The organism is Buttiauxella gaviniae ATCC 51604, assembly GCF_001654835.1.
Lineage (GTDB): Bacteria > Pseudomonadota > Gammaproteobacteria > Enterobacterales > Enterobacteriaceae > Buttiauxella > Buttiauxella gaviniae.
Map to the genome: position 1 here is coordinate 35,118 of NZ_LXEP01000044.1, position 22,615 is coordinate 57,732.

The 22,615-nt window shown below is 53.0% G+C and carries 18 protein-coding genes; 6 read left to right on the forward strand and 12 right to left on the reverse strand.

Annotated features, from left to right (window positions below):
- Positions 1–3 precede the first annotated feature (3 nt).
- Both M977_RS21215 and M977_RS21220 read left to right on the forward strand, forming a co-directional pair.
- A complete protein-coding gene (locus M977_RS21215) occupies positions 4–1,653 on the forward strand; it encodes a glycoside hydrolase family 13 protein (protein ID WP_064518732.1) in 1,650 nt (549 codons plus the stop codon).
- A gap of 213 nt (positions 1,654–1,866) precedes the next feature.
- A complete protein-coding gene (locus M977_RS21220) occupies positions 1,867–2,667 on the forward strand; it encodes a YdcF family protein (RefSeq protein ID WP_064518733.1) in 801 nt (266 codons plus the stop codon).
- A 4-nt stretch (positions 2,668–2,671) separates the two neighbouring features.
- On the opposite strand, the gene M977_RS21225 is transcribed toward M977_RS21220, so the two are convergent.
- From M977_RS21225 to M977_RS21260, 8 genes are all read right to left on the reverse strand, one after another.
- Positions 2,672–4,090: an L-fucose/L-arabinose isomerase family protein gene (locus M977_RS21225; RefSeq protein WP_064518734.1), complete on the reverse strand. Its 1,419-nt coding sequence runs from the start codon at positions 4,088–4,090 to the stop codon at positions 2,672–2,674.
- Between the two features lie 24 nt (positions 4,091–4,114).
- Positions 4,115–5,605: an FGGY family carbohydrate kinase gene (locus tag M977_RS21230; protein ID WP_064518735.1), complete on the reverse strand. Its 1,491-nt coding sequence runs from the start codon at positions 5,603–5,605 to the stop codon at positions 4,115–4,117.
- A 2-nt stretch (positions 5,606–5,607) separates the two neighbouring features.
- Positions 5,608–6,552 (reverse strand): transketolase family protein, encoded by a 945-nt coding sequence (locus tag M977_RS21235; RefSeq protein WP_064518736.1) that lies wholly within the window; start codon positions 6,550–6,552, stop codon positions 5,608–5,610.
- Positions 6,545–7,375 (reverse strand): transketolase, encoded by an 831-nt coding sequence (locus M977_RS21240; protein WP_064518737.1) that lies wholly within the window; start codon positions 7,373–7,375, stop codon positions 6,545–6,547. Before M977_RS21240 ends, M977_RS21235 begins: the two co-directional genes overlap by 8 nt.
- Positions 7,376–7,461: 86 nt before the next feature.
- Complete coding sequence (locus tag M977_RS21245; RefSeq protein ID WP_064518738.1) at positions 7,462–8,562, reverse strand: ABC transporter permease; 1,101 nt, start codon at positions 8,560–8,562, stop codon at positions 7,462–7,464.
- Position 8,563: 1 nt separating this feature from the next.
- Positions 8,564–10,081: a sugar ABC transporter ATP-binding protein gene (locus M977_RS21250; protein ID WP_083962977.1), complete on the reverse strand. Its 1,518-nt coding sequence runs from the start codon at positions 10,079–10,081 to the stop codon at positions 8,564–8,566.
- On the reverse strand, positions 10,081–10,683 hold the full coding sequence (locus tag M977_RS21255; RefSeq protein WP_064518739.1) for a DUF2291 family protein: 603 nt from the start codon (positions 10,681–10,683) through the stop codon (positions 10,081–10,083). Before M977_RS21255 ends, M977_RS21250 begins: the two co-directional genes overlap by 1 nt.
- A 13-nt stretch (positions 10,684–10,696) precedes the next feature.
- A complete protein-coding gene (locus M977_RS21260) occupies positions 10,697–11,638 on the reverse strand; it encodes a D-ribose ABC transporter substrate-binding protein (RefSeq protein ID WP_064518740.1) in 942 nt (313 codons plus the stop codon).
- A gap of 211 nt (positions 11,639–11,849) precedes the next feature.
- On the opposite strand from M977_RS21260, the gene M977_RS21265 reads away from it, so the two are divergent.
- From M977_RS21265 to yncE, 3 genes are all read left to right on the forward strand, one after another.
- Positions 11,850–12,794, forward strand: coding sequence for a sugar-binding transcriptional regulator (locus tag M977_RS21265; RefSeq protein ID WP_064518741.1), 945 nt, complete (start codon positions 11,850–11,852; stop codon positions 12,792–12,794).
- Positions 12,795–13,008: 214 nt separating this feature from the next.
- Positions 13,009–14,448, forward strand: a complete 1,440-nt coding sequence (gene aldA, locus M977_RS21270) for an aldehyde dehydrogenase (protein ID WP_064518742.1) — start codon at positions 13,009–13,011, stop codon at positions 14,446–14,448.
- A 107-nt stretch (positions 14,449–14,555) separates the two neighbouring features.
- On the forward strand, positions 14,556–15,617 hold the full coding sequence (gene yncE / locus M977_RS21275; protein ID WP_064518743.1) for a 7-bladed beta-propeller protein YncE: 1,062 nt from the start codon (positions 14,556–14,558) through the stop codon (positions 15,615–15,617).
- A 66-nt stretch (positions 15,618–15,683) separates the two neighbouring features.
- Here yncE and paeX read toward each other — a convergent pair whose 3' ends face one another.
- Both paeX and nifJ read right to left on the reverse strand, forming a co-directional pair.
- A complete protein-coding gene (gene paeX, locus M977_RS21280) occupies positions 15,684–16,625 on the reverse strand; it encodes a pectin acetylesterase PaeX (protein ID WP_064518744.1) in 942 nt (313 codons plus the stop codon).
- A 176-nt stretch (positions 16,626–16,801) separates the two neighbouring features.
- Positions 16,802–20,332: a pyruvate:ferredoxin (flavodoxin) oxidoreductase gene (nifJ, locus tag M977_RS21285; protein WP_064518745.1), complete on the reverse strand. Its 3,531-nt coding sequence runs from the start codon at positions 20,330–20,332 to the stop codon at positions 16,802–16,804.
- Between the two features lie 321 nt (positions 20,333–20,653).
- On the opposite strand from nifJ, the gene M977_RS21290 reads away from it, so the two are divergent.
- Complete coding sequence (locus M977_RS21290) at positions 20,654–20,920, forward strand: putative hemolysin (RefSeq protein ID WP_034455667.1); 267 nt, start codon at positions 20,654–20,656, stop codon at positions 20,918–20,920.
- A 5-nt stretch (positions 20,921–20,925) separates the two neighbouring features.
- Here the strand turns inward: M977_RS21290 and hslJ are convergent, their stop codons facing one another.
- Together hslJ and M977_RS21300 are read right to left on the reverse strand one after the other, a co-directional pair.
- On the reverse strand, positions 20,926–21,351 hold the full coding sequence (gene hslJ / locus M977_RS21295) for a heat shock protein HslJ (protein ID WP_064518746.1): 426 nt from the start codon (positions 21,349–21,351) through the stop codon (positions 20,926–20,928).
- Positions 21,352–21,471: 120 nt separating this feature from the next.
- Positions 21,472–22,461 carry a 2-hydroxyacid dehydrogenase gene (locus M977_RS21300; RefSeq protein WP_064518747.1) on the reverse strand — a complete coding sequence of 330 codons (990 nt, stop codon included), beginning with the start codon at positions 22,459–22,461 and terminating at the stop codon, positions 21,472–21,474.
- Between the last annotated feature and the right edge of the window lie 154 nt (positions 22,462–22,615).

Below are 22,615 nucleotides of genomic sequence, written 5' to 3' on the forward strand. Positions count from 1 at the left end.
ACGATGGCGAGCTGGTGGAAAGAGGCGGTGGCCTACCAGATTTATCCGCGCAGTTTTAAGGACAGTAACGGCGACGGCATTGGTGACCTGAACGGCATCACCGAAAAACTCGATTATCTGAAAGACCTCGGCATCGATCTGATTTGGATCTGCCCGATGTACAAATCGCCGAATGATGATAACGGCTACGACATCAGCGATTATCAGGAGATCATGGCGGAATTTGGCACAATGGCTGATTTTGACCGCCTGCTGAGTGAAGTTCACGCCCGTGGAATGCGACTGATTATCGACTTAGTGGTCAACCACACGTCCGATGAACACCCGTGGTTCCTTGAATCCCGCTCCTCACGCGATAATCCCAAACGCGACTGGTACACCTGGCGCGACGGTAAAAATGGTGCAGAACCCAATAACTGGGAAGGTATTTTTAAAGGTTCAACCTGGGAGTTTGACCCGGTAACCGAGCAATATTTTCTGCATCTGTTTACCCGCCGCCAGCCGGATCTGAACTGGGAAAACCACGATGTACGCCGTGCCGTGTACGACATGATGCGCTGGTGGCTGGATAAAGGTATTGACGGGTTCCGTATCGACGCCATCGCGCACCTGAAAAAAGAGCCACTGCTGGCCGATGTGCCTAACCCTGACAAACTGCGCTATGCGCCGTCGATGAAAAGTCATCTGAACTACGATGGGCTGCTCGATTATGTCGATGACATGAGCCGTAACGTTTTGCAGCACTACGATATTGTCACCGTTGGTGAGATGAACGGCCTGTTTGCTGACCACGCCGAAGAATGGGTAGGGGAACATCGTAACCGCTTGAGTATGGTGTTCCAGTTTGAACACGTGCGGCTGTGGGAACCGGAAGCCGGTTTGCGCCCGGAACCAGGGGTATTAAAGAAAATCTTCACCGCCTGGCAAGAAGCGCTGGAAGGAAAAGGCTGGAATGCGCTGTATGTGGAAAACCATGACCTGACGCGCATTACCTCGCGTTGGGGCGACACCGAGCACCATTGGCGGGAAAGTGCGACCTGCATCGCCGCGCTCTATTTTCTGATGCAGGGCACGCCGTTTATCTACCAGGGGCAGGAAATCGGTATGACCAATACCCGATTCAACAGCCACGACGATTTTGATGACGTGTCAGCAAAAAATATGTGGCGTGAAATGGAAGCGCAGGGCAAAAGCGAAGAAGAGATTATCGCGTTTCTCACCAATACCGGGCGCGACAATTCCCGCACGCCAATGCAATGGAATGCCTGGCCGAACGCCGGATTCAGCGATGGTGAGCCGTGGTTTAAGGTGAATGCCAACTTTGAAATGATTAACGTCGCCAGCCAGCAGCAAGACCCGGACTCAGTGCTGAACTTCTACCGTGCGTTAATCAAACTGCGCAAACAGGAGCGCGCGCTGATTTATGGGCGTTATGAGCTGGAACTGGCAGACAACCCGCAAATTTACGCTTACCGACGCGTGCTCGACGGCGCGGAGTTTGTAGTGCTGTGCAATATGTCCTCGAAATCGGCACGCTGGACGGCAGAAGAATTACCGCTCGAATGGGCAGAATGCGTGTTGGGGAATTATCCGCAGGTTGATGAACTCTATCGGCTGCACCCGTGGGAGGCGCGGGTTTATAAGCTCGCGTGAACAATTTTGTCGGATGTCGCTACGCTAATCCGACCTACGCGATTTCAGAAGGCTTTGTTTTGTAGGGTGGATTAGCGAATAGCGCCATCCACCGTTGACTCCGGTCCAGCCGGATGTTTCTGCTGCACGAACGATGAAAGTCTCAGAGCAACCTGATGTAGTAACGGCATTGCCTGCGGTATGATGTGCGCTGGTTTTTAACAAGGAGGGGTTATGTTGACGACAACATTTCCAGCTTTGCAGCCGACAACCATCAATGCCATTAATACGCTTGGCGAGTGGCTTTCTCACAATGAGTTTGCCGCGCCACCTGCGGTTTGCGATGGTCAATTGATTATCCTCGCGGGTAATGCCGTTATCCCTACCATTGATGCAGCCTGTGAGCTTGCCGCCAATAGTGAATTGCCGCTGCTGATTACCGGCGGAATTGGTCATTCGACCACTTTTTTATACGCGGAGATTGCTAAGCACCCACGCTATAACACCATTCCCACCACTGGTCGCGCGGAAGCTGCCATTATTAAAGATATTGCGACGGAGTTCTGGAAAGTCCCGGCAGAAAAAGTGCTGACCGAAGTGAAGTCCACTAACTGTGGTGAGAACGCACGTTTCACTTATGAGTTGCTGCAAACACTGGAAATAACGCCAGCTCGCGCGATTATCATTCAGGATCCGACCATGCAGCGCCGTACTGTCGCGACGTTTGAACGCGTCTGGCAAAGCGACTTGCATAAACCACAATGGCGTAGTTGGCCGGGTTTTGTTCCGCACTTAGTCAGTGACGAAACTCATACCGCTTTTAGCCTGCATGAAAAGGGCTTATGGCCGGTTGAGCGGTATATTTCGCTGGCACTGGGGGAGATCCCGCGTATCAGAGATGATGCGCAGGGCTACGGGCCGAATGGGCGTGACTTTATTAGCCATGTTGATATTCCGACTGCGGTAATGAATGCCTGGGAAATTCTCGCCAATGACGCCGCGCTGGCGCAATTAATGCACGAGCGCGGCTTATAAGTCATTAACGATGCAGGTAACAGTTCACCCCTAAATACTTGCTGAACGCCTCCTGCAATACTACACCCGTCGCCGAGTGGTTCATGGCGACGTGGTGTTCAAAGCCGTTATTACAAATCCACGCCAGTAAATTCTCCAGATGTGGCACTTCAATCACCGCGCGGCAGCCAACGGTATCTAACGCATCGTCAACGGATTGCCCTTCACCGACATACGCTTTCACTTCCCCGGTAAAATCATCGGAAGAGAGGCGGAAATAGGTGAGCGGGCCACTTTTCAGGCGGCCATGCACCGCGCCACAGGTGTTCTCTTTGCCGACGGTGGTGCCGATAATATCGGCGGTACCCATCGACGGAGATTCCAGGCTGCTGCTGGCAAAGTTCCCGCAGTGGAACAGCACGCATTTGTTGCGATCGTCGCCGAAGTTATTGTTCCAGTCGGCAATTGAGGCAGGATTAAGCGACGCGCTGGCAAGGGCATACATCGACAGTGCGCCCATCACATCCACTTCGCAGGCGCTTGGCATTAACTGCCCGGACATCACGCTCATAATCGAGCAAACGTTAATGCCGAGGTTTTCCTGAAGCGAGGTCCAGCACTGGATCGCGGTGGTGTCGATGTCGTTTGCCACTACCCATTCGCTGATCACCACAAACAGTTTTGCCATTTGGGTTAACTTATCGGCGGGAATGCCGCTGGCATCGGCGTTTTCAATTAAGATGCCGCGCTTCTCATGCACGCGCAGATCGTCATCGCTGATGTGTTTAATGCGGGTGAAGATTTCCGACAGGTCGAGGGTTTCAACCGCCACGCCCATTTTTTCGAGCAGTTTTTCGCTGTAGCGCACGGTGTTAAAACTTGCCGGACGCGCCCCAATCGCCCCGATACGCACGCCCTGCATCGATTTCACCACCCGACAGATTTGCGCAAAACGCTGTAAATCTTGTTCGAATACTTCACCGCTTAACGCACACACATGCTGCGTGGTGAGCGTGAAGGGGATGTTGTACTGACGCAGGTTGTTGCACAGGGAAATTTTCCCGCAGAAGCTATCGCGGCGTGTCGCCAGGCCCATTTTGTCGAGGTTGTCTTCTTCTGCCTGAATCAGCACCGGCACTTTGAGGCCGGAAAGACGAATCGCTTCTGCCACTGCTTTTTCATCGCCAAAGTTTGGCAATAACACCACTACACCGTGAATGTCGTCACGATGCTGGCGGAACAGTTCGGCGCAGACTTTGGCATCTTGTCGGGTTTCCACACCGCCGAGATGCGTTTGACCATCTTTTAACATCACGGTTTTGATACCCAGTTTGCCAAACAGGGCTTCAGCCTGTTCATGCGCCTGCGCTACTAAATAGCTTGGGAAGAACCCGCGGTTTCCGATGATCACACCGAAGGTCAGTTGTTTAGGGATTCTGGACATAGCTTCACTCCGCTCAAAATAGATTTAATTCGGCATAAAGCGGCAGCGCGCTACTGCTTCAAGCCATTGTTTATAGTTTTGTTGCATTGTTTTTTGTTGTTCTGCCTGTGGCAGCAAACGCTCGCCACAGTTGGCCAGTGCCGCAAGCGGTGTGCCGTCTTGCCACCAGCCGAGAGTTTTACCTGCTAACAGCGTCGCGCCGAGTGCGGATATTTCAGCCGCGGGTTGAATGATTAACGGGCGTTGTAGCACATCAGTTTGCAACTGCATCAACCAGCGGTTCTGGGTGGCGGTGCCATCAACGCACAGCGATTCGAGGTGCTGGCCAGTTGCCTGTTCCATCGCGAAAAAGACATCGGCAATTTGATAAACCAGTGATTCCAGTGCGGCTCGCGCCAGCACCGCAGGGGTAGCGGCGTCCGTCAGGCCACAAATCATGCCGCGTGCATGGAGATCCCACCACGGTGCACCCAGCCCGGAAAGCGCAGGCACGTAATAGACGCCCTGGTTACTTTCTGCGGATTGTGCAAGCCGGGTCAGTTCTGCCGGGTCGCTGATGCCAAGCATTTTCCCCAGCCATGCGGCACCTGATCCGGTGTGGGTGATGTTGCCTTCCAGCGCGTAATTCAGCTCGCCGTCGTGCCAGGCAAGCGTGGTGCTCAGGCGATTGCTGCGGGTTGCCGGTTCGGGAAGCGAAAGCATCAATGACGAGCCGGTACCATAAGTGGCTTTAACCACCTGCCCGCAAACACTGCGTTGGGCGTACAGTGCCGCATGTGAATCACCGATCAATGCCAGCACCGGCGTGCCAATCGGCAAACCGGGAATGGTGTTGATTTGCACTTCGCCATGATGACCGGAAGATGCGCGCACTTCAGCAAGTGCCGCACGCGGAATGCCGAATAATTTGAGTAATTCGTCGTCCCATTCCCCCTGATAAATATTGAACAGCTGCGTGCGGGCGGCATTCGAGTAGTCGGTGGTAAACGAGTGTCCGGCAGTCAGTTGCCAGTTCAACCAGGAATCGATGGTCCCGATACACAGCTCACCCGCTGCGGCACGCTTCATGCCGTCGGGAATAGCATCGAGCAGGGCGCGGATTTTTGCCGCCGGGAACAGAGGATCAACGGGCAGGCCCGTCAGGCGGGTGATCAGTTCACCGTGGCCTTGCGCTAAAAGTTGCTCGCATATCTGTTCTGAGCGGCGGTCCTGCCAGCTCACGACGGGCGTAAGCGGCTTGCCATCATGGCGCTGCCACACCAACACGGACTCACGCTGGTTGCTTATCGCAATGCCTGCGATGGTGACGGAGCCAAGTTGTTGCAGGCAGCCGCTCAGTGCTTCGCAAACTGCATGCCACAATGCAATTGGGTCTTGTTCTGCAAGCCCTGGAGCCGGGTGCGTCATTGCCACGCCGACACTGCAACGGGCGCAGATTTGCCCGTTGCTATCCACCGCCACCACTTTGGCGTTGGTGGTGCCCTCATCAATAGCCAGAATTATCGGGCTGGACATGGCTATGCTCCTTTGCAAAGCGCCGTGGCGGAACGTGTTACCCCTGCGGCATCAATTCCATGATGGGCACGCATCTCCTTGCGATCCGCCGCAATAGCATAGCTACCGTCTGCAATACCGAGCCGCAACAGAGGGATGCCACACCCGGCTTCCGCTAACACTTCAGCGACCAGGCTGCCAACACCGCCATTCACGTTGTGCTCTTCAACGGTTATCACATGGCGTGAATTTTTAAGCATGGTGAGAAGTTGCGCGGTATCGCAAGGGCGGATAGACGGAACGTTGATCACCGCCGCATTAATACCCAAATCTGCGAGTTGTGCCGCCGCCGTGACAGCTTCATGCACCGTTGAACCCATTGCCACTAAGGCCACATCGTCGCCTTCGCGCAGTTGATTAATTGCACCTGGTTTGAACTGATAATCTGCGTCGTGCAGTTCCGGCAATGCTTTGCCGTCAAGACGAATGTAGACCGGGCCAATGTGTTCCAGTGCGTAGTCAATAATCTGGCGGCATTCAATCGGGCACGATGGCGCATAGATTTCAATGTTGCCAAAACCGCGCAGCACGGCGATGTCGTCAATGCTGTGGTGGGTGCTGGCGAGCGGGCCATAACTGGCTCCGGCATTGAGGCCAAAAAGTTTGACGTTGCTGTTGTTGTAGCAAACGTCGACTTTGATCTGCTCATTGGCGCGTGAGATTAAAAACGGAGCCGCATTGCAGGTGACGGCTATTTTCCCGCCCATCGACAAGCCCACCGCCGTGCCTACCAGCGTCTGTTCGGCAATCCCGACGTTCACCAGCCGGTCGGGAAACTGCTTCATAAATGGGGATATTTTTGCCGTAGAAGTTGAGTCGGCCACGACCGGCACCAGGTCTACGCCACGTTCGACGGCGTCAATAAAGGCATTCACCATTACGGTTGCCAGGTGTTCGCTATTACTCATCTTTCAGTTCCTCCAGCGCCAGTTCGATTTCGTCACCTTTCGGTATCCGGTGGTGCCATTCCGCGCGTCCCTGAATAAAGGAGATGCCCGCGCCTTTGGTGGTGTTGGCAATCACGACGTGCGGTTTGCCGTGCGGTTGTAATCCTTCAAGTGTTGTAACCACATCAGCCATATCGTTGCCACGGCACTCGGTGACTTCCATGCCGAATGCGCGCCATTTCTCATCGAGCGGGTCGGTATTGAGGATCTCTTTGGTCGAGCCTGCGAGTTGCAGATTGTTTTTGTCGTTAATAATGATCAGGTTATCGAGCTGGTAATGCGCCGCGACTAACGCCGCTTCCCAGTTGCTGCCTTCTGCCAGCTCGCCATCGCCGGTCACCACAAAGACGCGACGTTTGCTGTTGTCGCGTTTGGCGGCCAGTGCAATGCCAACGGCGACCGGCAGACCGTGGCCGAGCGCGCCGGTGTTAAGTTCCACACCTGGCGTTTTGTGTTTCACCGGGTGGCCGGGCAGGTGAGAGTCGGCATGCTGATAAGTCGGCAACCACTCCACGGGAATAAACCCGGCTTCAGCCAACACGCAGTAATAACCACCAACCGCATGGCCTTTGGACTGAATGTAGATGTCACGTTCGTCGCTGTTAATCAGCTGCGGCGAACAATTCAGTATCCGGAAGTACAGGGCGGTTAAGATTTCTACCTGCGATAAATCCGCCCCGGTATGGCCGCCAGCCGGGCTGTTGGCATTGAGCAGGACGATGCGGCGACGGACGGCGCGCGCTCTCTTTTCCAGATCCGTAACAGACAGTGCGAACGGATTCATAGTGTTACCCCTTGCATTAAAAATCATATATGAATAATTATTCTGGGTGGGTAAAAAAATACCCGCCGTTCAGGATTTGTGATGCGCTACACTTTCCCGCTGCTTTCCATAATCGCTTTTTGGGCCACGACCGCCGCTTTTTGCTGCATGCGGTTTTGCATCTGGTCGATGATGACCGCCACAATAATCACGATGCCTTTGATGACCATTTGCCAGAATTCACTTACGCCCATCATCACCAGACCGTCAGCCAGGAAGCCAATCACGAATGCGCCGACGAGGGTGCCAAGAATGGTGCCGCGCCCGCCTGCCAGCGATGTTCCGCCGAGCACCACAGCGGCGATGGCGTTCATTTCAAACGCTGTGCCGTTTGCCGGGTGGCTGGCAACCAGTTGAGCGGAAACCACGATCCCGGCAATGGCGGCGCAGAAACCGGACAGCGTATAGACCCAAATTTTCACCTGGCGGACTTTGACGCCTGAAAGTTCAGCGGCGCGTTCGTTATCGCCAATGGCGTAAACATGGCGGCCAAACGGCAGGCGGCGGGCGACATAGGCAATGGCGACGGCCAGCACAATCATCATCCAGATAGCCCACGGAATACCGAACAGCGTGCCGGAGCCAATCAGGTCAAAACCGGTATTGCCGAGTTGTGGGTTGCCGGAAAGTCCGGGGAAGGTTTCACCGCCCGAGGTCAACATGGCGGCCCCGCGCAAGATGTACATGGTGCCGAGGGTGCAGATAAACGGCGCGACGTTGTAGCGGGTGATAATCCAGCCATTACCCGCGCCAATCAGCCCGCCAACCAGCAGCACTAGTGGCACAATCACCCACACACTTGGGAAGATAGCGATACCGAACATCGGCAGCACAATACCTTTGGTTATCAGCCAACCGGCAATCATGCCGCACAGCCCGAGCGTTGCGCCAATCGACAAATCAATGCCCGCCGTGATGATGACAAAGGTGATGCCGAGTGCCAGAAAGGCGTTGATGGCAATGTGTTTAATCATGATCACCAGGCTGCCCATGGCGAGGAAATCAGGCACCATGATGGCGAAGAAGCCGACAATCAAAAACAGCGCAATAAAGGTGCGGAGTTTGAGCAGTAACAGCAGCAGATTTTCCCGCGAGCTGAACGGCGAGCCTGGTCTGGCGTTGAGCGCGACAGTATCATTCGTTTTCATATCAGAACCCTTGTGCACTAGCGGAAACCAATGCCGATTCTTCGGCGTGTTCGCGGGGAATATCAGCGGTAATTTTCCCACCTGACATCACCAGAATGCGGTCGGAAACCGCCATGATCTCTTTGAGATCGGAGGTGGAAAACACCACCGCAATCCCTTGTTCGGAAAGCTGAACCATCATGCGGAACACGTCGGCTTTCGCACCCACGTCTATTCCCCGTGTCGGTTCATCGAGCAGCAGCAGTTTCGGGTTGGTCAGCAGTGAACGGCCAATCACCACTTTTTGCTGGTTCCCGCCGCTAAGCGCCTGAATTTCCACATCCGGCGATGAAACCTTGATGGAGAGGTTGCCAATAGTGCTGACCACCACCGCTGTTTCATCGGCTTGCGAAATCGCAAAACCACGCTGCAAACGCCGCCATAAACTGGCAATCGTCAGGTTGCTGGCGACCGAGGATATCGGGAAAATCCCGGTACGTTTACGGTCTTCCGGCACCAGGCTCATGCCCATGCGAATGCGCTCGGCGGTGGCAAGGCGCGGCGGCACGGGTTTGCTGTCGAGCCATAATTTGCCCAGATAATTGCGTTGTGTGCCCAGTAAGCACTCAAACAATTCGGTGCGACCGGCCCCCATCAGCCCATAAATACCGACGATTTCGCCCGCACGGACCTGGAAGCTGACATCGTTAACCACCGTGTTTCCTGCGGAATTGACGCAGGTGATGTGTTCCGCTTCCAGAATAGCCGCGCCAAAATCACGCCCGGGTTTCAGGAAGCTGGACACCGGCTCGCTGCCCAACATTTCGCGCACAATCCACGGCACGTCGATATCACTGACCTGCGCTTCGGCCTGGAATTTGCCATCGCGCAGAATGGTTATCACATCGCCAATCGCCATTAACTCTTCCAGACGGTGGGAGATATAAATAATGGTGACGCCCTGGCGGGTGAGTTCGCGAATCACCCGGAACAGAATTTCCACTTCGGTTTTACTTAATGCCGAAGTCGGTTCATCAAGAATTAAAATGTCGGCGTCTTCTGCCAGCGCTTTGGCGATTTCCACCAGCTGCTGTTGGCCAACTTTCAGGTTTGCCACAATCTCTTTCGGGGAAATAGGCTGATCCAGGCGTTTGAGCAATTCCGCGCTGCGTGCCTGTTGCGTCGCCTCATCAATCGGCGACAAACCGTGTTGCAGTTCGCGCCCGAGGAAAATGTTTTCGGCAACGGTCAGGTTTTCGAACAGGTTCAGCTCCTGGTGAACCATGCCGATGCCATGCGCGGCGGCCTGGCGGGTGCTATTAAATTGCACCACTTCACCGTTCAGGCGAATCTCACCCAGACTTGGTTGCTGAACGCCCGCCAGAATCTTCATTAGCGTCGATTTACCCGCACCGTTTTCACCGATGATGACATTCACTTTGCCGCGCCAGACGTTGTAATCGATGTTGTCCAGCGCCACGGTGCCTGGGAACAGCATCGAAATACCACGGGTGCGCAGAATGACTGGATCTTGCGACATTATGGTTGCCCCCGTTCCAGTGAAATAGCTGCTGCGTCACTCAGTGTGCCGTTGCGCAGGGTGACGGCCATCACCACGGTGACGGGCTGTTGCTGCCAGCTTTCATCAACTTTTGGCAGGTGTTTTGCGGCTTCACGGTTATAGGCTTTTGAAAGCTGCGCGAACTGCACCTGGTTGGTGAAAACTTCGAATTTGTAGCCAGTCGCATCACGGATTGCGTTACCACGAATCATCGGCCCGACCTGCACTTGCAGTGGCTGATCATTAACGGTGACGGTCAATGTGCGTTCACGTTCGTTATCCAGAGAAACGCTGTCGACTTTGCCCTGAACTTTCACGAATACGCTTTCGTTATTGGCGCTGGCGGCACGGGTTTTCAGCGTGCTGCTATCCAGCGCATGGCTCTGCGCGGGCGTCATCACTTTGCTGTTCCAGGTTTGTTGCGCTATCTGCGTGGGTGTCTGGTTTGCGAAACTCGCTTTCGCATTCGGATCGGGAGGAATAATCGGTTGCCCGTTTTCATCCAGATCCACCACCCGGCAGGCAGTGAGCAACAGGGCACTGCAACATAACAGGCCAATACCCCATTGTTTGAGCGACATACAGCCTCCCGGATTACTTAGCCAGCTTGAAGGTTTTCAGCTGATTGGCATTGCTGTCGTCAATTAACACGCAGTCCATCAGCTGTTTTTCCTGCAATTGCGGTTTACCGTTTTTCAGGTAGAAATCGGCTTGCACCACGGCCATTTGTGCTTGTTCCCAACCGGGTTGCAGCACGGTGGCTTTGATATTGCTCTTGGCGATAATCGAGTCGCGTACATAGTCGCTACCGTCAAAACCCACCACGATGACATTGGTTTTCCCGGCGGCTTTTAAGGCGGCTTCTGCACCCAGGGCCATAGTGTCGTTACCCGAAATCACACCGACGATGTCAGGTTGAGTTTGTAAGATGGATTCCATGCGGGTGAAGGCTTCGGTCTGACTCCAGTTTGCGGTTTGCTGCGCCACCATTTTCATATCCGGGTAGTCGTCGAGAATGTCGTGATAGCCCTGCGAACGCACGTGGGCATTGGTGTCTGACTGGCGGCCCAGCAATTCAACGTATTTGCCTTTGCCGTTGAGCAATTTGGCAAATTTCTCTGCCCCTAGTTGTGCGCCCTGGTAGTTATTGGAAACAATCTGCGCCACGGCGACGCCAGTTTTGTTGATTTCACGATCGATAAGGAAAGTAGGGACTCCAGCGGCTTTGGCTTTTTCTAATGGGCCGACGGTGGCATCCGCTCCCGCGTTATCCAGAATGATGGCTTTCGCTTTACGGGCGATAGCGGTTTCAATCAGCTGGTTTTGTTTGTTTACATCATCGTCATGAGAGGCAACCAGCGTGGTGTAGCCCAGCTCTTTTGCCTTCGCCATCGCGCCATCGGCTTCAGCTTTAAAGAATGGGTTGTCGTGCGATGGGGTAATAATGGCAATCAGCCCGTTATCAGCGGCATACAGGCTGGCAGATGAAGCAAATAGAGCGGCAACGAGCGAGGTCTTCAGTAGGGTAAATTTCATTTTTATCTCCACATTGAATATATATTCAAACATGATTTATTATTCAATGTAACGATATGCCGCGATTATGGTTCTGTCCATGCGGAATTGAGCAAAATGATAAAAAGGCGAATGTGATCACAAATCGTACGAATTAACGGCAAAAGGAATGCTGTCTTGTTATTTATGCAGGCTTGAATAAAAATATCAGGTAGAGAATCAGGAGGCGCTTATGTCAAAGCAGGACGAACAACGTTTGTTGGTCAAGATCGCGACGCTCTACTTTGTAGAAGGGATGAAGCAGTCGGAGATTGCCGGGCTATTGCACCTGTCGCAGTCATTTGTCTCACGCGCTATCACACGTTGCCAAAAAGAAGGCGTGGTAAAAATCAGTGTTATCCAGCCCGCCAATATTTTTCTCTCGCTCGAACAGGCGCTGGAGAAAAAATACGGTATTCGCCAGGCGATTGTGGTGGATGTCGATGAGTCAGCGCCCGCCTCGCAAATCAAACATGCGATAGGCAGCGCGGCGGCGCATTATGTGGAAACGCGTTTACGGCCAAACGATCTGGTGGGGATTTCCTCCTGGAGTTCCACCATTCGTGCAATGGTCGATGAGCTGCACCCGCAGAGCATTAAAGCGCGCGGCGTGATTCAACTGCTCGGTGGCGTGGGGCCGAACGGTAACGTGCAAGCAACCATTCTGACGCAAAACCTGGCGGCGCAACTGGATTGCCCGGCCTGGCTGCTGCCATCGCAAAGTATTGAGCATTCCGTTGAAGAGCGAGCAAAACTGGTCGCCAGCGACGATGTCGCCGAAGTGGTGAATAAATTCGCCGAAGTGGACGTGGCTATTCTCGGTATCGGTGAGCTTGAGCCGTCCCAGTTGCTGAAAAATTCGGGCAACTATTATGGTGAAGCGATGCTGAAAACGCTGGCTGAACGCGGTGCGGTAGGGGATATCTGCCTGCATTATTTCAATGCGCAGGGCGAGCCGGTTTTGAGCAAAGAAGAAGATCCGGTTATCGGTATGGAACTGAGCCAGGTTCGGGACTGCCCGCATGTGGTGGCACTTGCAGGCGGGAATGACAAAGCCAATGCCATTCGTGGTGCGCTACACGGCGGTTATATCGACGTGCTGATCACCGACTATCCGACTGCTCGCGAGCTGCTGTAATTCCCCTTTGATGACCGTTTTCCTACCCGCATGCTGAAAACGGTCATTTTCAGTTTTCAGCCATTCCCAAAAAAACGTTCTTTTCAGCCATTTTTATTGAGAACCATCACAGTTCATCACCATATTGCCCGGTTAGCTGTTTTATAAACCTAAAGTGTTCACATGTATTTTACATATTTGAAACAATAAAACAGCAAACACAAAGGAGCCGGTCATGACAGCACCTGTACAACACCCGATGTATATTGATGGTCAATTTGTTCAGTGGCAGGGCGAGCAGTGGATTGATGTGATTAACCCTGCAACAGAAGAACTGATTTCTCGCATTCCTGACGCAGACGCGAAACACGCTCGTGATGCCATTGATGCGGCGCATAAAGCACAGGCCGGTTGGGAAGCGCTACCCGCCATTGAGCGCGCAGGGTGGTTGCGTAAGATCTCTGCCGGTATTCGTGAGCGTGCAAAAACCATCAGCGCACTGATTGTTGCGGAAGGCGGAAAAACCCAACAGTTGGCTGAAGTGGAAGTGGCCTTCACCGCAGATTATCTCGATTATATGTCTGAGTGGGCGCGTCGTTACGAAGGTGAAATTCTGCAAAGTGACCGCCCGGGTGAAAACATTCTGGTGTTCAAACGTGCGCTTGGCGTGACTACCGGGATTTTGCCGTGGAACTTCCCGTTCTTCCTGATTGCCCGCAAACTCGCGCCAGCGCTGATTACCGGCAACACTATCGTTATCAAACCCAGCGAATTTACGCCAAATAACGCCATCGCTTTTGCCGAGATTGTCCATGATATCGGGCTGCCAAAAGGGGTGTTTAACCTGGTGTTGGGGCGCGGTGAAACGGTAGGGCAAGAACTGGCGGGTAACCCGAAAGTCGCGATGGTTAGCATGACCGGGAGCGTTGGCGCGGGTGAAAAAATCATGGCGGCGGCGTCTAAAAACATCACCAAAGTGTGCCTTGAGCTTGGCGGCAAAGCGCCTGCCATTGTGATGGACGATGCTGACCTTGATATCGCCGTGAAAGCGATTGTCGATTCACGCATGATCAACACCGGCCAGGTGTGCAACTGTGCGGAACGCGTGTATGTGCAAAAAGGTATTTACGACGAATTTATTACCCGCCTGAGCGAAGCGTTCAAACAGGTGAGTTTTGGTGATACCGGCGAGCGTAACGATGTGTCGATGGGGCCGTTGATTAACGCCGCCGCACTTGAGCGTGTCGAGCAGAAAGTGGCGCGAGCTGTTAGCGAAGGCGCACGCGTGGTGCTGGGTGGTAAAGCGCCAGAAGGGAAAGGGTATTTCTACCCGCCAACGCTGCTGGTGGATGTGCGCCAGGATATGGCCATCATGCATGACGAAACTTTCGGCCCGGTGCTGCCCGTCACCACCTTTGAAACGCTGGAGCAGGCGCTTGAAATGGCAAATGACAGCGATTATGGCCTGACATCTTCGGTTTATACACGTGATTTAAATGTCGCGATGAAGGCGATTAAAGGGCTGAAATTCGGCGAAACCTACATTAACCGTGAAAACTTTGAAGCGATGCAGGGCTTCCATGCGGGCTGGCGCAAGTCCGGAATCGGTGGTGCCGATGGCCGCCACGGTTTGAACGAGTATCTGCAAACCCAGGTGGTTTATTTGCAGGTGTAATGATTTACTTTCTCATTTATAAATGATAATAATTATCAATGGTATTTTCACCCTTTGCTAACGTCCTGTTAGCAAAGGGTTTGTCCGTGCTATTGATAAGGATATTTATGTCTGCTTTACCACAAACCCGCCTGCGTGCATTGCCTGCTTTAATGCTCTCCAGCCTGCTGTTTTCCAGTTCACTGTTTGCCGATACCTCATTCACGGTTGAAAGAAAACCCGTTGGCAAAGGTGCGTATGAAATGGCCTATAGCGCAGACCAATCCGCGCTGTACGTTGCCACTTCCCAAAGCCGCAAACTGGATAAAGGCGGGGTGGTTTATCGCCTTGACCCGGCAACGCTCGAAGTGACTCAGGCTATTCATAACAACCTGAAACCGTTCGGTGTGGCCCTCAATAAAACAACAGGCACGCTGTTCCTCGGAAACACCACCAGTAGTGCGGTGACGGCGATTAACAGCAAAACCGGTGATGTGATTAAAACGCTTGTGGTGGATGAAACCAAACGTACCGAAACCGTGCGCCCGCTGATGCCGCGCCAGCTAGTGGTTAACGAGGCCACCAACACGCTGTATATGGGCGGGTTGGGTGAGTCCAGCGTGCTGTGGGTGATTGATGGAGCAACGCTTGAATTGCGCGATACCATTAAAGATCTCGGCAAAATGGCGGCGGGGCTGGCGATTGATGCGCAAGCATCACGCATTTACATGACTAACGCCGACAACGAATTTATCGTTATCGACAGCAAAACCAATAAGGTTATCTCGCGCACCAAACTGGACACCGAAGGCGAGCATTTCTATCTGAATATTGCGCTGGATACCGCTAATAACCGCGCGTTTGTCAGCGATTCCAAGACACCGCAGCTACTGGTTGTGGATACCAAAACCAGCAAAGTGCTGAACAAAGTGGATGTGCCGCTGGGTCTGGACGTGTTGTTTAACCCGACGCGCAACGAAGTCTACGTGACGCATCGTAAAGCCGGTAAAGTCAGCGTGATTGATGCGAGGAGCTACAAAGTGCTGGAGACTATCGACACACCTGCATTGCCAAATAGCCTTGCGTTGTCTACTGATGGGCAGCAGCTGTTTGTCAGCGTGAAACAACCGGGCAGTCGCGAAAAAGAGCCGACCAGCCCGGATGATATCGTGCGTATAAGCTTCAAGTAATTCCCGTCTTACCTCGAGTTGCAGCCGTGTTGGCTATGTTCCCTTGTCGCCTGGCTGCAACTCGAATTATTCAGAAGCGGGCAACGCCTTAATCCAGTTCATCAATAATTCCGGCCAGCTGGCAGCAGGTAAACCGACCGTACCGCGGATCCCAAACCCATGTTTACCTTCCTGGAAAAGATGCATTTCCACCGGAACGTGCTGGGCGCGTAAGGCCGAGAACATTACCAGGCTGTTATCAACCGGCACGGAAGGGTCATCCACCGCATGAACGATAAACGTTGGTGGCGTCTGGGCCGTCACATTTTGCTCCGGTGAATATTTCTTTATTTGCTCAGGTGTGGGTTTCTCACCAATCAGGGCTTTGCGCGATCCCGGATGAGCGATGCTTTCCTGCATGGTGATCACCGGATACATCAGCGCCATAAAGTCAGGGCGCGCACTGAGTTTGTCTGTTTCATCCGTTGCCGGGTAAACGGACTCGTTGTAGCGCGTCCCCAAGCTTGCGGCGACATGCCCGCCTGCCGAAAACCCCAGCACGCCAATGCGGTGAGGATCGATTTTCCACTTTTCAGCATCGGCACGCAGGGTGCGAATGGCCCGCTGAGCATCGACCAGCGGCGAATCTGAGCCTTCCGCATGTCCATCAGCCGGCATACGGTAAGTCATCACAAACAGGGTGTAGCCCTGGGCATTGAAAATGGGGACCAGATCACTGCCTTCTTTGTCCAGAACCACGCGTTGGTAGGAACCGCCAGGCGTGACTAATAACGCCACACCATTGGGTTTTTTAGGCAAATAAGCGGTGATGGTTGGGGAACGAATACCTGTTACCGCGCGGTCAGCCAGCCCGCCATCCTTGCGTCTGTCGACCGTTTCTTGTTTAACCGGACTGTTTTTTGCACCCGGTGCTTCACCCTGGGGCCAGACGGGAAATTCAGGTAGTGCCTGCGCGGCACCACACATGGACAGTAATATCGAACTAGCAAGCAGAGAGCGACCTAACATAACCTTTCCTTTTTCGAATGATTAACTGAGATATAACATACCGTTAATATAAAAAAGGCGAGGTGGTGCTCATTTATGAATCATGATGCTGGTTAAATTGAAATATCGTTTTGAAATGATTTTCGCGCTTACCTTCACTCTATTATTGAGTGGAAGATAAGCGCGAAACAAAGCGGTTACTCGCTGTCAGCCTTTTCCGCTTTACCTGCCATCTGCGCCAGGAAGTCGTAGCGTTTTTGCAAATCGACGGCAGCATCTTTCCACAACTGCTCGGCGACTTCCGGTTGTTGCGCATTGAGTCGGCGGAAACGTTGCTCTTTCATTAACGTATCAGCCAATGCATCAGACGGTGGGCGAGAGTCGAGTGCCAGCGGCAATTTACCTTCATCGGCACGACGTGGGTCGAAGCGATAAAGTGGCCAGAAGCCGGTCGCGGTCAACTGGCGCATCTGATCGTGACTGAGTGCCAAATCATAACCATGTTCCTCACATGGGCTGTAGGCGATAATCAGTGACGGGCCGGGATAGGCTTCTGCTTCCTGAATGGCTTTCACCGTCTGGTTAAGCTGCGCGCCGAGTGAAATCTGCGCCACATAAACATGCCCGTACATCATCATGCTGACGCCGAGATCTTTACGTGCTTTACGCTTGCCGTGTTCGCCAAATTTCGTCACCGCGCCTAACGGCGTGGCTTTGGATGCCTGGCCGCCCGTGTTGGAATAACACTGCGTATCAAGCACCAGAATATTGACGTTTTCGGTCAGGCTAAGCACGTGATCTAAGCCGCCAAAGCCGATGTCATACGCCCAGCCGTCACCGCCAATCAGCCAGATAGATTTATCAACCATTGCATCGGCATCGGTGATGAGCTGGCGCGCGTCCGGGTCGTCGATATCTGCCAGATGTTTGCGCAGTTCGATAACCTGTTCGCGGCGCACTTCTGGTGTGGCCTCAGCATGAAGCTGTTCGTTCAGTTCAGCAGGCAGTTTGTCAGCAAACTTACCAACCAGGCGCATCACGCGGGCGCGGTGTTGATCGACGGTCAGGCGGAAACCGAGGCCAAATTCGGCGTTGTCTTCAAACAGTGAGTTTGCCCACGCCGGACCGCGTCCGTTGCCGTCGGTGGTGTATGGCGTTGACGGCAGGTTACCGCCATAAATTGACGAGCAACCCGTGGCGTTGGCAATTAACATGCGGTCGCCATACAACTGAGTCAGCAATTTAATGTACGGCGTTTCGCCACAGCCGGAACAGGCTCCGGAGTATTCAAACAGCGGTTGAAGCAGCTGCGAAGTACGGATATCAATGCGCTCAAGGCTGGTGCGGTCCATTTCCGGCAGACTGAGGAAGAAGTCGTAATTTTCTTTTTCTTCTTCAACGTGCTCAAGGCGCGACATCATATTGATGGCCTTGATTTCCGGGTTCTGGCGATCTTTTGCCGGGCAAACTTCGACACACAAATTACAGCCGGTGCAATCTTCCGGTGCTACCTGCAGCACGTATTTCTGCCCGCGCATATCGCGGGATTTCACATCCAGCGACTGCAAGGCGGAAGGGGCGTTTTCCATCGCTTCAGGCTGTACGACTTTGGCGCGAATCGCCGAGTGCGGGCAGGCGGCAACGCAGTGGTTACACTGGGTACAAATGTCCGGCTTCCAGATAGGAATTTCTTCGGCGATGTTGCGTTTTTCCCACTGCGTGGTGCCCATCAGCCAGGTGCCGTCTGGTGGCAGTGCAGAAACAGGCAGCGCATCCCCAAGGCCCGCGAGCATGGCAGCGGTCACGGTTTTGACGAAATCCGGTGCTGCATCGGAAACCACCGGTGGGCGCATCGGGCTGCTTTCATTCACTTCCTGCAAGGTCACTTCAGCCAGTGATTCACGGGCTAAGGCTAATGCCTGCCAGTTGCGCTCGACCAGTTCCTGGCCTTTGCTGCTGTAACTTTTAGCAATCGCACCTTGCAGTTCCACCAGTGCGCTGTCGCCCGGCAGAATGTTGGTGAGATGGAAGAACGCCATCTGCATAACGGTGTTGATACGCGCGCCAAGCTGGCATTCACGGGCGATTTTCGCCGCGTTCACTACAAAGAAACGGGCTTTTCGCTGGTTCAGAACCGCCTGAACTTCTTGCGGCAGGCGGTGCCACACTTCATCTGCGCCATAAGGTGTGTTCAGCAAGAAGATACCGCCCGGTTTCAGGCGTTCGGTCATTTGATATTTGTCGATAAACTGCAACTGGTGGCAGCCGACAAAATCAGCTTTATCAATCAGGTAGGTCGAGTTAATCGGCTGCTCGCTGACGCGCAGGTGGGAAACCGTTAGGCCGCCTGCCTTTTTCGAGTCATAGACGAAATAACCCTGGGTGAAGAACGGCGTCGAGTTACCGATGATTTTGATGTTGTTTTTGGTGGCAGACACGCTGCCGTCGCTGCCAAGACCGTAGAACAGCGCTTCGAGTTTTGCGCGGTTTGGCAGGGTGTTTTCTGGCAATGGCAGGGATAAATTAGTGACGTCGTCGTAAATACCGACCGTAAAGCGTGGGCGCGGTTTGGCTTGGTTCAGTTCGTTAAACACCGCCAGCACGCAGTCCGGGCCAAACTCTTTGGAAGAGAGGCCATAACGCCCGCCAATCACGCGCGGCAGCGTTTCGCGCTCGCCACGGTTGAAGGCTTCGGCAAGAGAGGTCATCACGTCGAGATACAGCGGCTCTGCCAGCGCACCGGGTTCTTTGGTGCGGTCGAGCACAGCAATCTGGCGTGCGCTTTCTGGCAACACTTCTAATAAATGGTCGGCAGAGAAAGGGCGGAACAGGCGAACTTTCAGCACGCCGACTTTTTCGCCGCGCGTCAGTAATTCGTCGACGACTTCTTCACAGGTGCCGATGGCAGAACCCATCAGGATAATCACGCGTTCGGCTTGCGGGTGGCCGTAATATTCAAACGGGCGATACTGGCGCCCCGTTGTTGCCGCAAAGCTGTTCATTGCCAGCTCAACGTGTTCATACACCGCGTCGTACCACAGGTTACTGGCTTCGCGGGATTGGAAATAAGTATCCGGATTAGCGGAGGTACCACGAATCACCGGATGCTCTGGGTTCAATGCCCGAGCGCGGTGTTCATCAATCTCTTTTTGCGGCAGCAATTCCAGAATGGTGCTGTCAGCCATCGGGACAATTTTATTGATTTCATGTGATGTACGGAAACCATCGAAGAAATGAATAAATGGCACGCGACTCTTCAGGGTGGCGATATGCGAAATCAGCGCGAAGTCTTGTGCTTCCTGAACACTGCTGGCGCACAGCATTGCACAACCGGTCTGGCGAATCGCCATCACATCTGAATGGTCACCAAAAATCGAGAGCGCGTGGGTGGCAACAGTACGCGCAGCCACATGCAATACAAACGGCGTCAGTTGCCCGGCCAGTTTGTAGAGTGTCGGGATCATCAGCAGTAAACCCTGCGATGACGTAAATGATGTGGAAAGTGCGCCGGTTTGCAGCGCGCCATGAACGGCAGCGATTGCACCAGCTTCAGACTGCATTTCTACAACGCGTGGCGTATCGCCCCACACGTTTTTGCGACCGTCCCCTGACCATGCATCAGCAAGTTCTGCCATGGTTGAGCTGGGAGTAATCGGGTAGATGGCAATGACTTCACTGGCGCGAAACGCCACTGACGCGACTGCACCGTTGCCGTCGATTGTGATCATGGAGACACCCTTACATTGCGCAATATACCAGTCACCCTTCAAGTAGCTCAGGTATAAATGAAAACGAATAGACCCGCATACCTACGCGAATCGAAGAATAATCTTTTAATTCTAGCAAAGCCCACAGAAGGTGATTTTCGCTTTTGTGTCCTGTGTTGAACCTTGATTCAAGTCGTCAAAAGGGGCGGGTGGTTATGTTTTGTGCAATAAAGTGATCCCTATTGCAAAATCACACACATTTTATGGCGTTACGGCCTCGACGTAACGCAACGCCTGCGCTTATGATTCTTAGGTTTTGCAACGTTCAGGGGGAGAAGAGTAATGCGAGCTGCGTTTTTAGCGGGATTTGCCGCACTGTTATTGTCGGCATGTAGTAGTGAACCACCTCAACAAGCCACTGCAGCTCACGTACCGCCTGGTATGCGTGCAGCAATGTCAAATCAAGGGCAGGCGAGTTGTGCAATGATTGGTGGGACGTTGAGTGTTGCTCGTCAACTTGATGGTTCGGCAATCGGTATGTGCGCGATGCCGAACGGCAAACGCTGTAGTGAAAATGCGCTTGCCGCCGGAACTTGTGGGGCGTACTAGCCTAATCAGTTGACCAGATCGGCCAGTTTATAAACTAAGGTATGCTGGCTGGTTTTGAGCGTCAGTTGTTGCGGAGCTAAGTCAACTTTTGCGCCTGTAGTCAGCATGTCGTTAATCATGTGATACAGCCCATTAAGCTGCGGTTCTGCACACATCATCATGGTCATTCCCAGACCTTTCGCTTTCAGCGTATCGCCTTCAAGCGTCGCCTGGCCCATAAAGCGGTTACACATGCTGCCTGCAATGTGCATGTTCTCACCGAAACTCAGTTCTGGAGTGCGATCAATGCCGGTTAATGGCTTGCCGTCAACACTTTGCAGAACATAGCGGTGGTGTTGCAGGTCTTGTGCGGTAACTGCCGATTTATCGCCTGATTGTGCGCAGCCGGCCAGTACCATTGCAGCCAGCGCTACTGCAGCTAATTTTTTCATCTCTTGTCCTTAAGTTATTCATGTCATCAATGAGTTGCTGGGGATTGTAGCAAATTTATGGATTCATCCACTGGGTATAATCTTAAAAATGGCGGATGACGTTGCGCCATCCGCCATTGATTAACTCACCTGATTAACACAAGGCTCGCCATTCTCTAACTGGCGTAAGTTTTCTAGCGTCGTCTCGGAAATGCTGGTTAATGCTTCCGCGGTCAGGAATGCCTGGTGGCCAGTAAACAGCACGTTATGGCAGGCAGACAGGCGGCGGAATACATCATCCTGAATGACATCGTTAGATTTATCTTCAAAGAACAGATCACGTTCGTTTTCATACACATCCATACCTAACGCACCGATTTTTTGATTTTTCAGTGCATCAATAGCGGCTTGTGAATCAATCAAAGCGCCACGGCTGGTGTTAATAATCATCACGCCATCTTTCATCTGTGCAAATGCAGCCTGGTCAAGTAAATGATAGTTCTCAGGCGTCAGAGGACAGTGCAGTGAAATAACATCGGACTGCGCAAACAGCGTTGGCAAATCGACATATTCCACACCCAGTTCAAGTGCTGCAGCACTTGGGTACGGATCGAACGCCAGCAAGCGCATGCCGAAGCCTTTTAAAATTCTCAGCGCGGCAATACCAATCTTACCCGTGCCAATCACACCGGCGGTTTTGCCGTACATGGTGAAACCAGTCAGCCCTTCAAGAGAGAAGTTCGCATCACGGGTACGCTGGTAAGCGCGGTGAATACGACGGTTCAGGCACATCATCATGCCGAGTGCATGTTCAGCTACGGCTTCTGGTGAATAAGCGGGAACGCGCACCACCGGCAGGCCTAACTCTTTTGCAGCGTCGAGATCGACGTTGTTAAAGCCCGCGCATCGCAATGCGATAAATTTCACACCGTGCCTTTTGAGCTCTTCGAGAACAGGGCGGCTACCATCGTCATTCACGAAGATACAAACACCATCGCAACCATGCGCAGTTTTGGCTGTTTTTTCGGTTAGCAGGAAGTCGAAAAATTCAAGATCAAAGCCGTATTCATTGTTAACCTGCTCCAGATACTTTTTGTCGTACTGTTTTGTGCTATACACTGCCAGTTTCATGAGACTTATCTCCAGAATGATATTGATGTAAAATTATCACGATTAAAATATTCTTACAAATATTAAAATTTATTTTCAAGCATGAAATTCTACTGCTAACTCAAGGTTGGCTACGCTTATACCAGGCACGACCTTCACGCCCGGTCCAAATAAT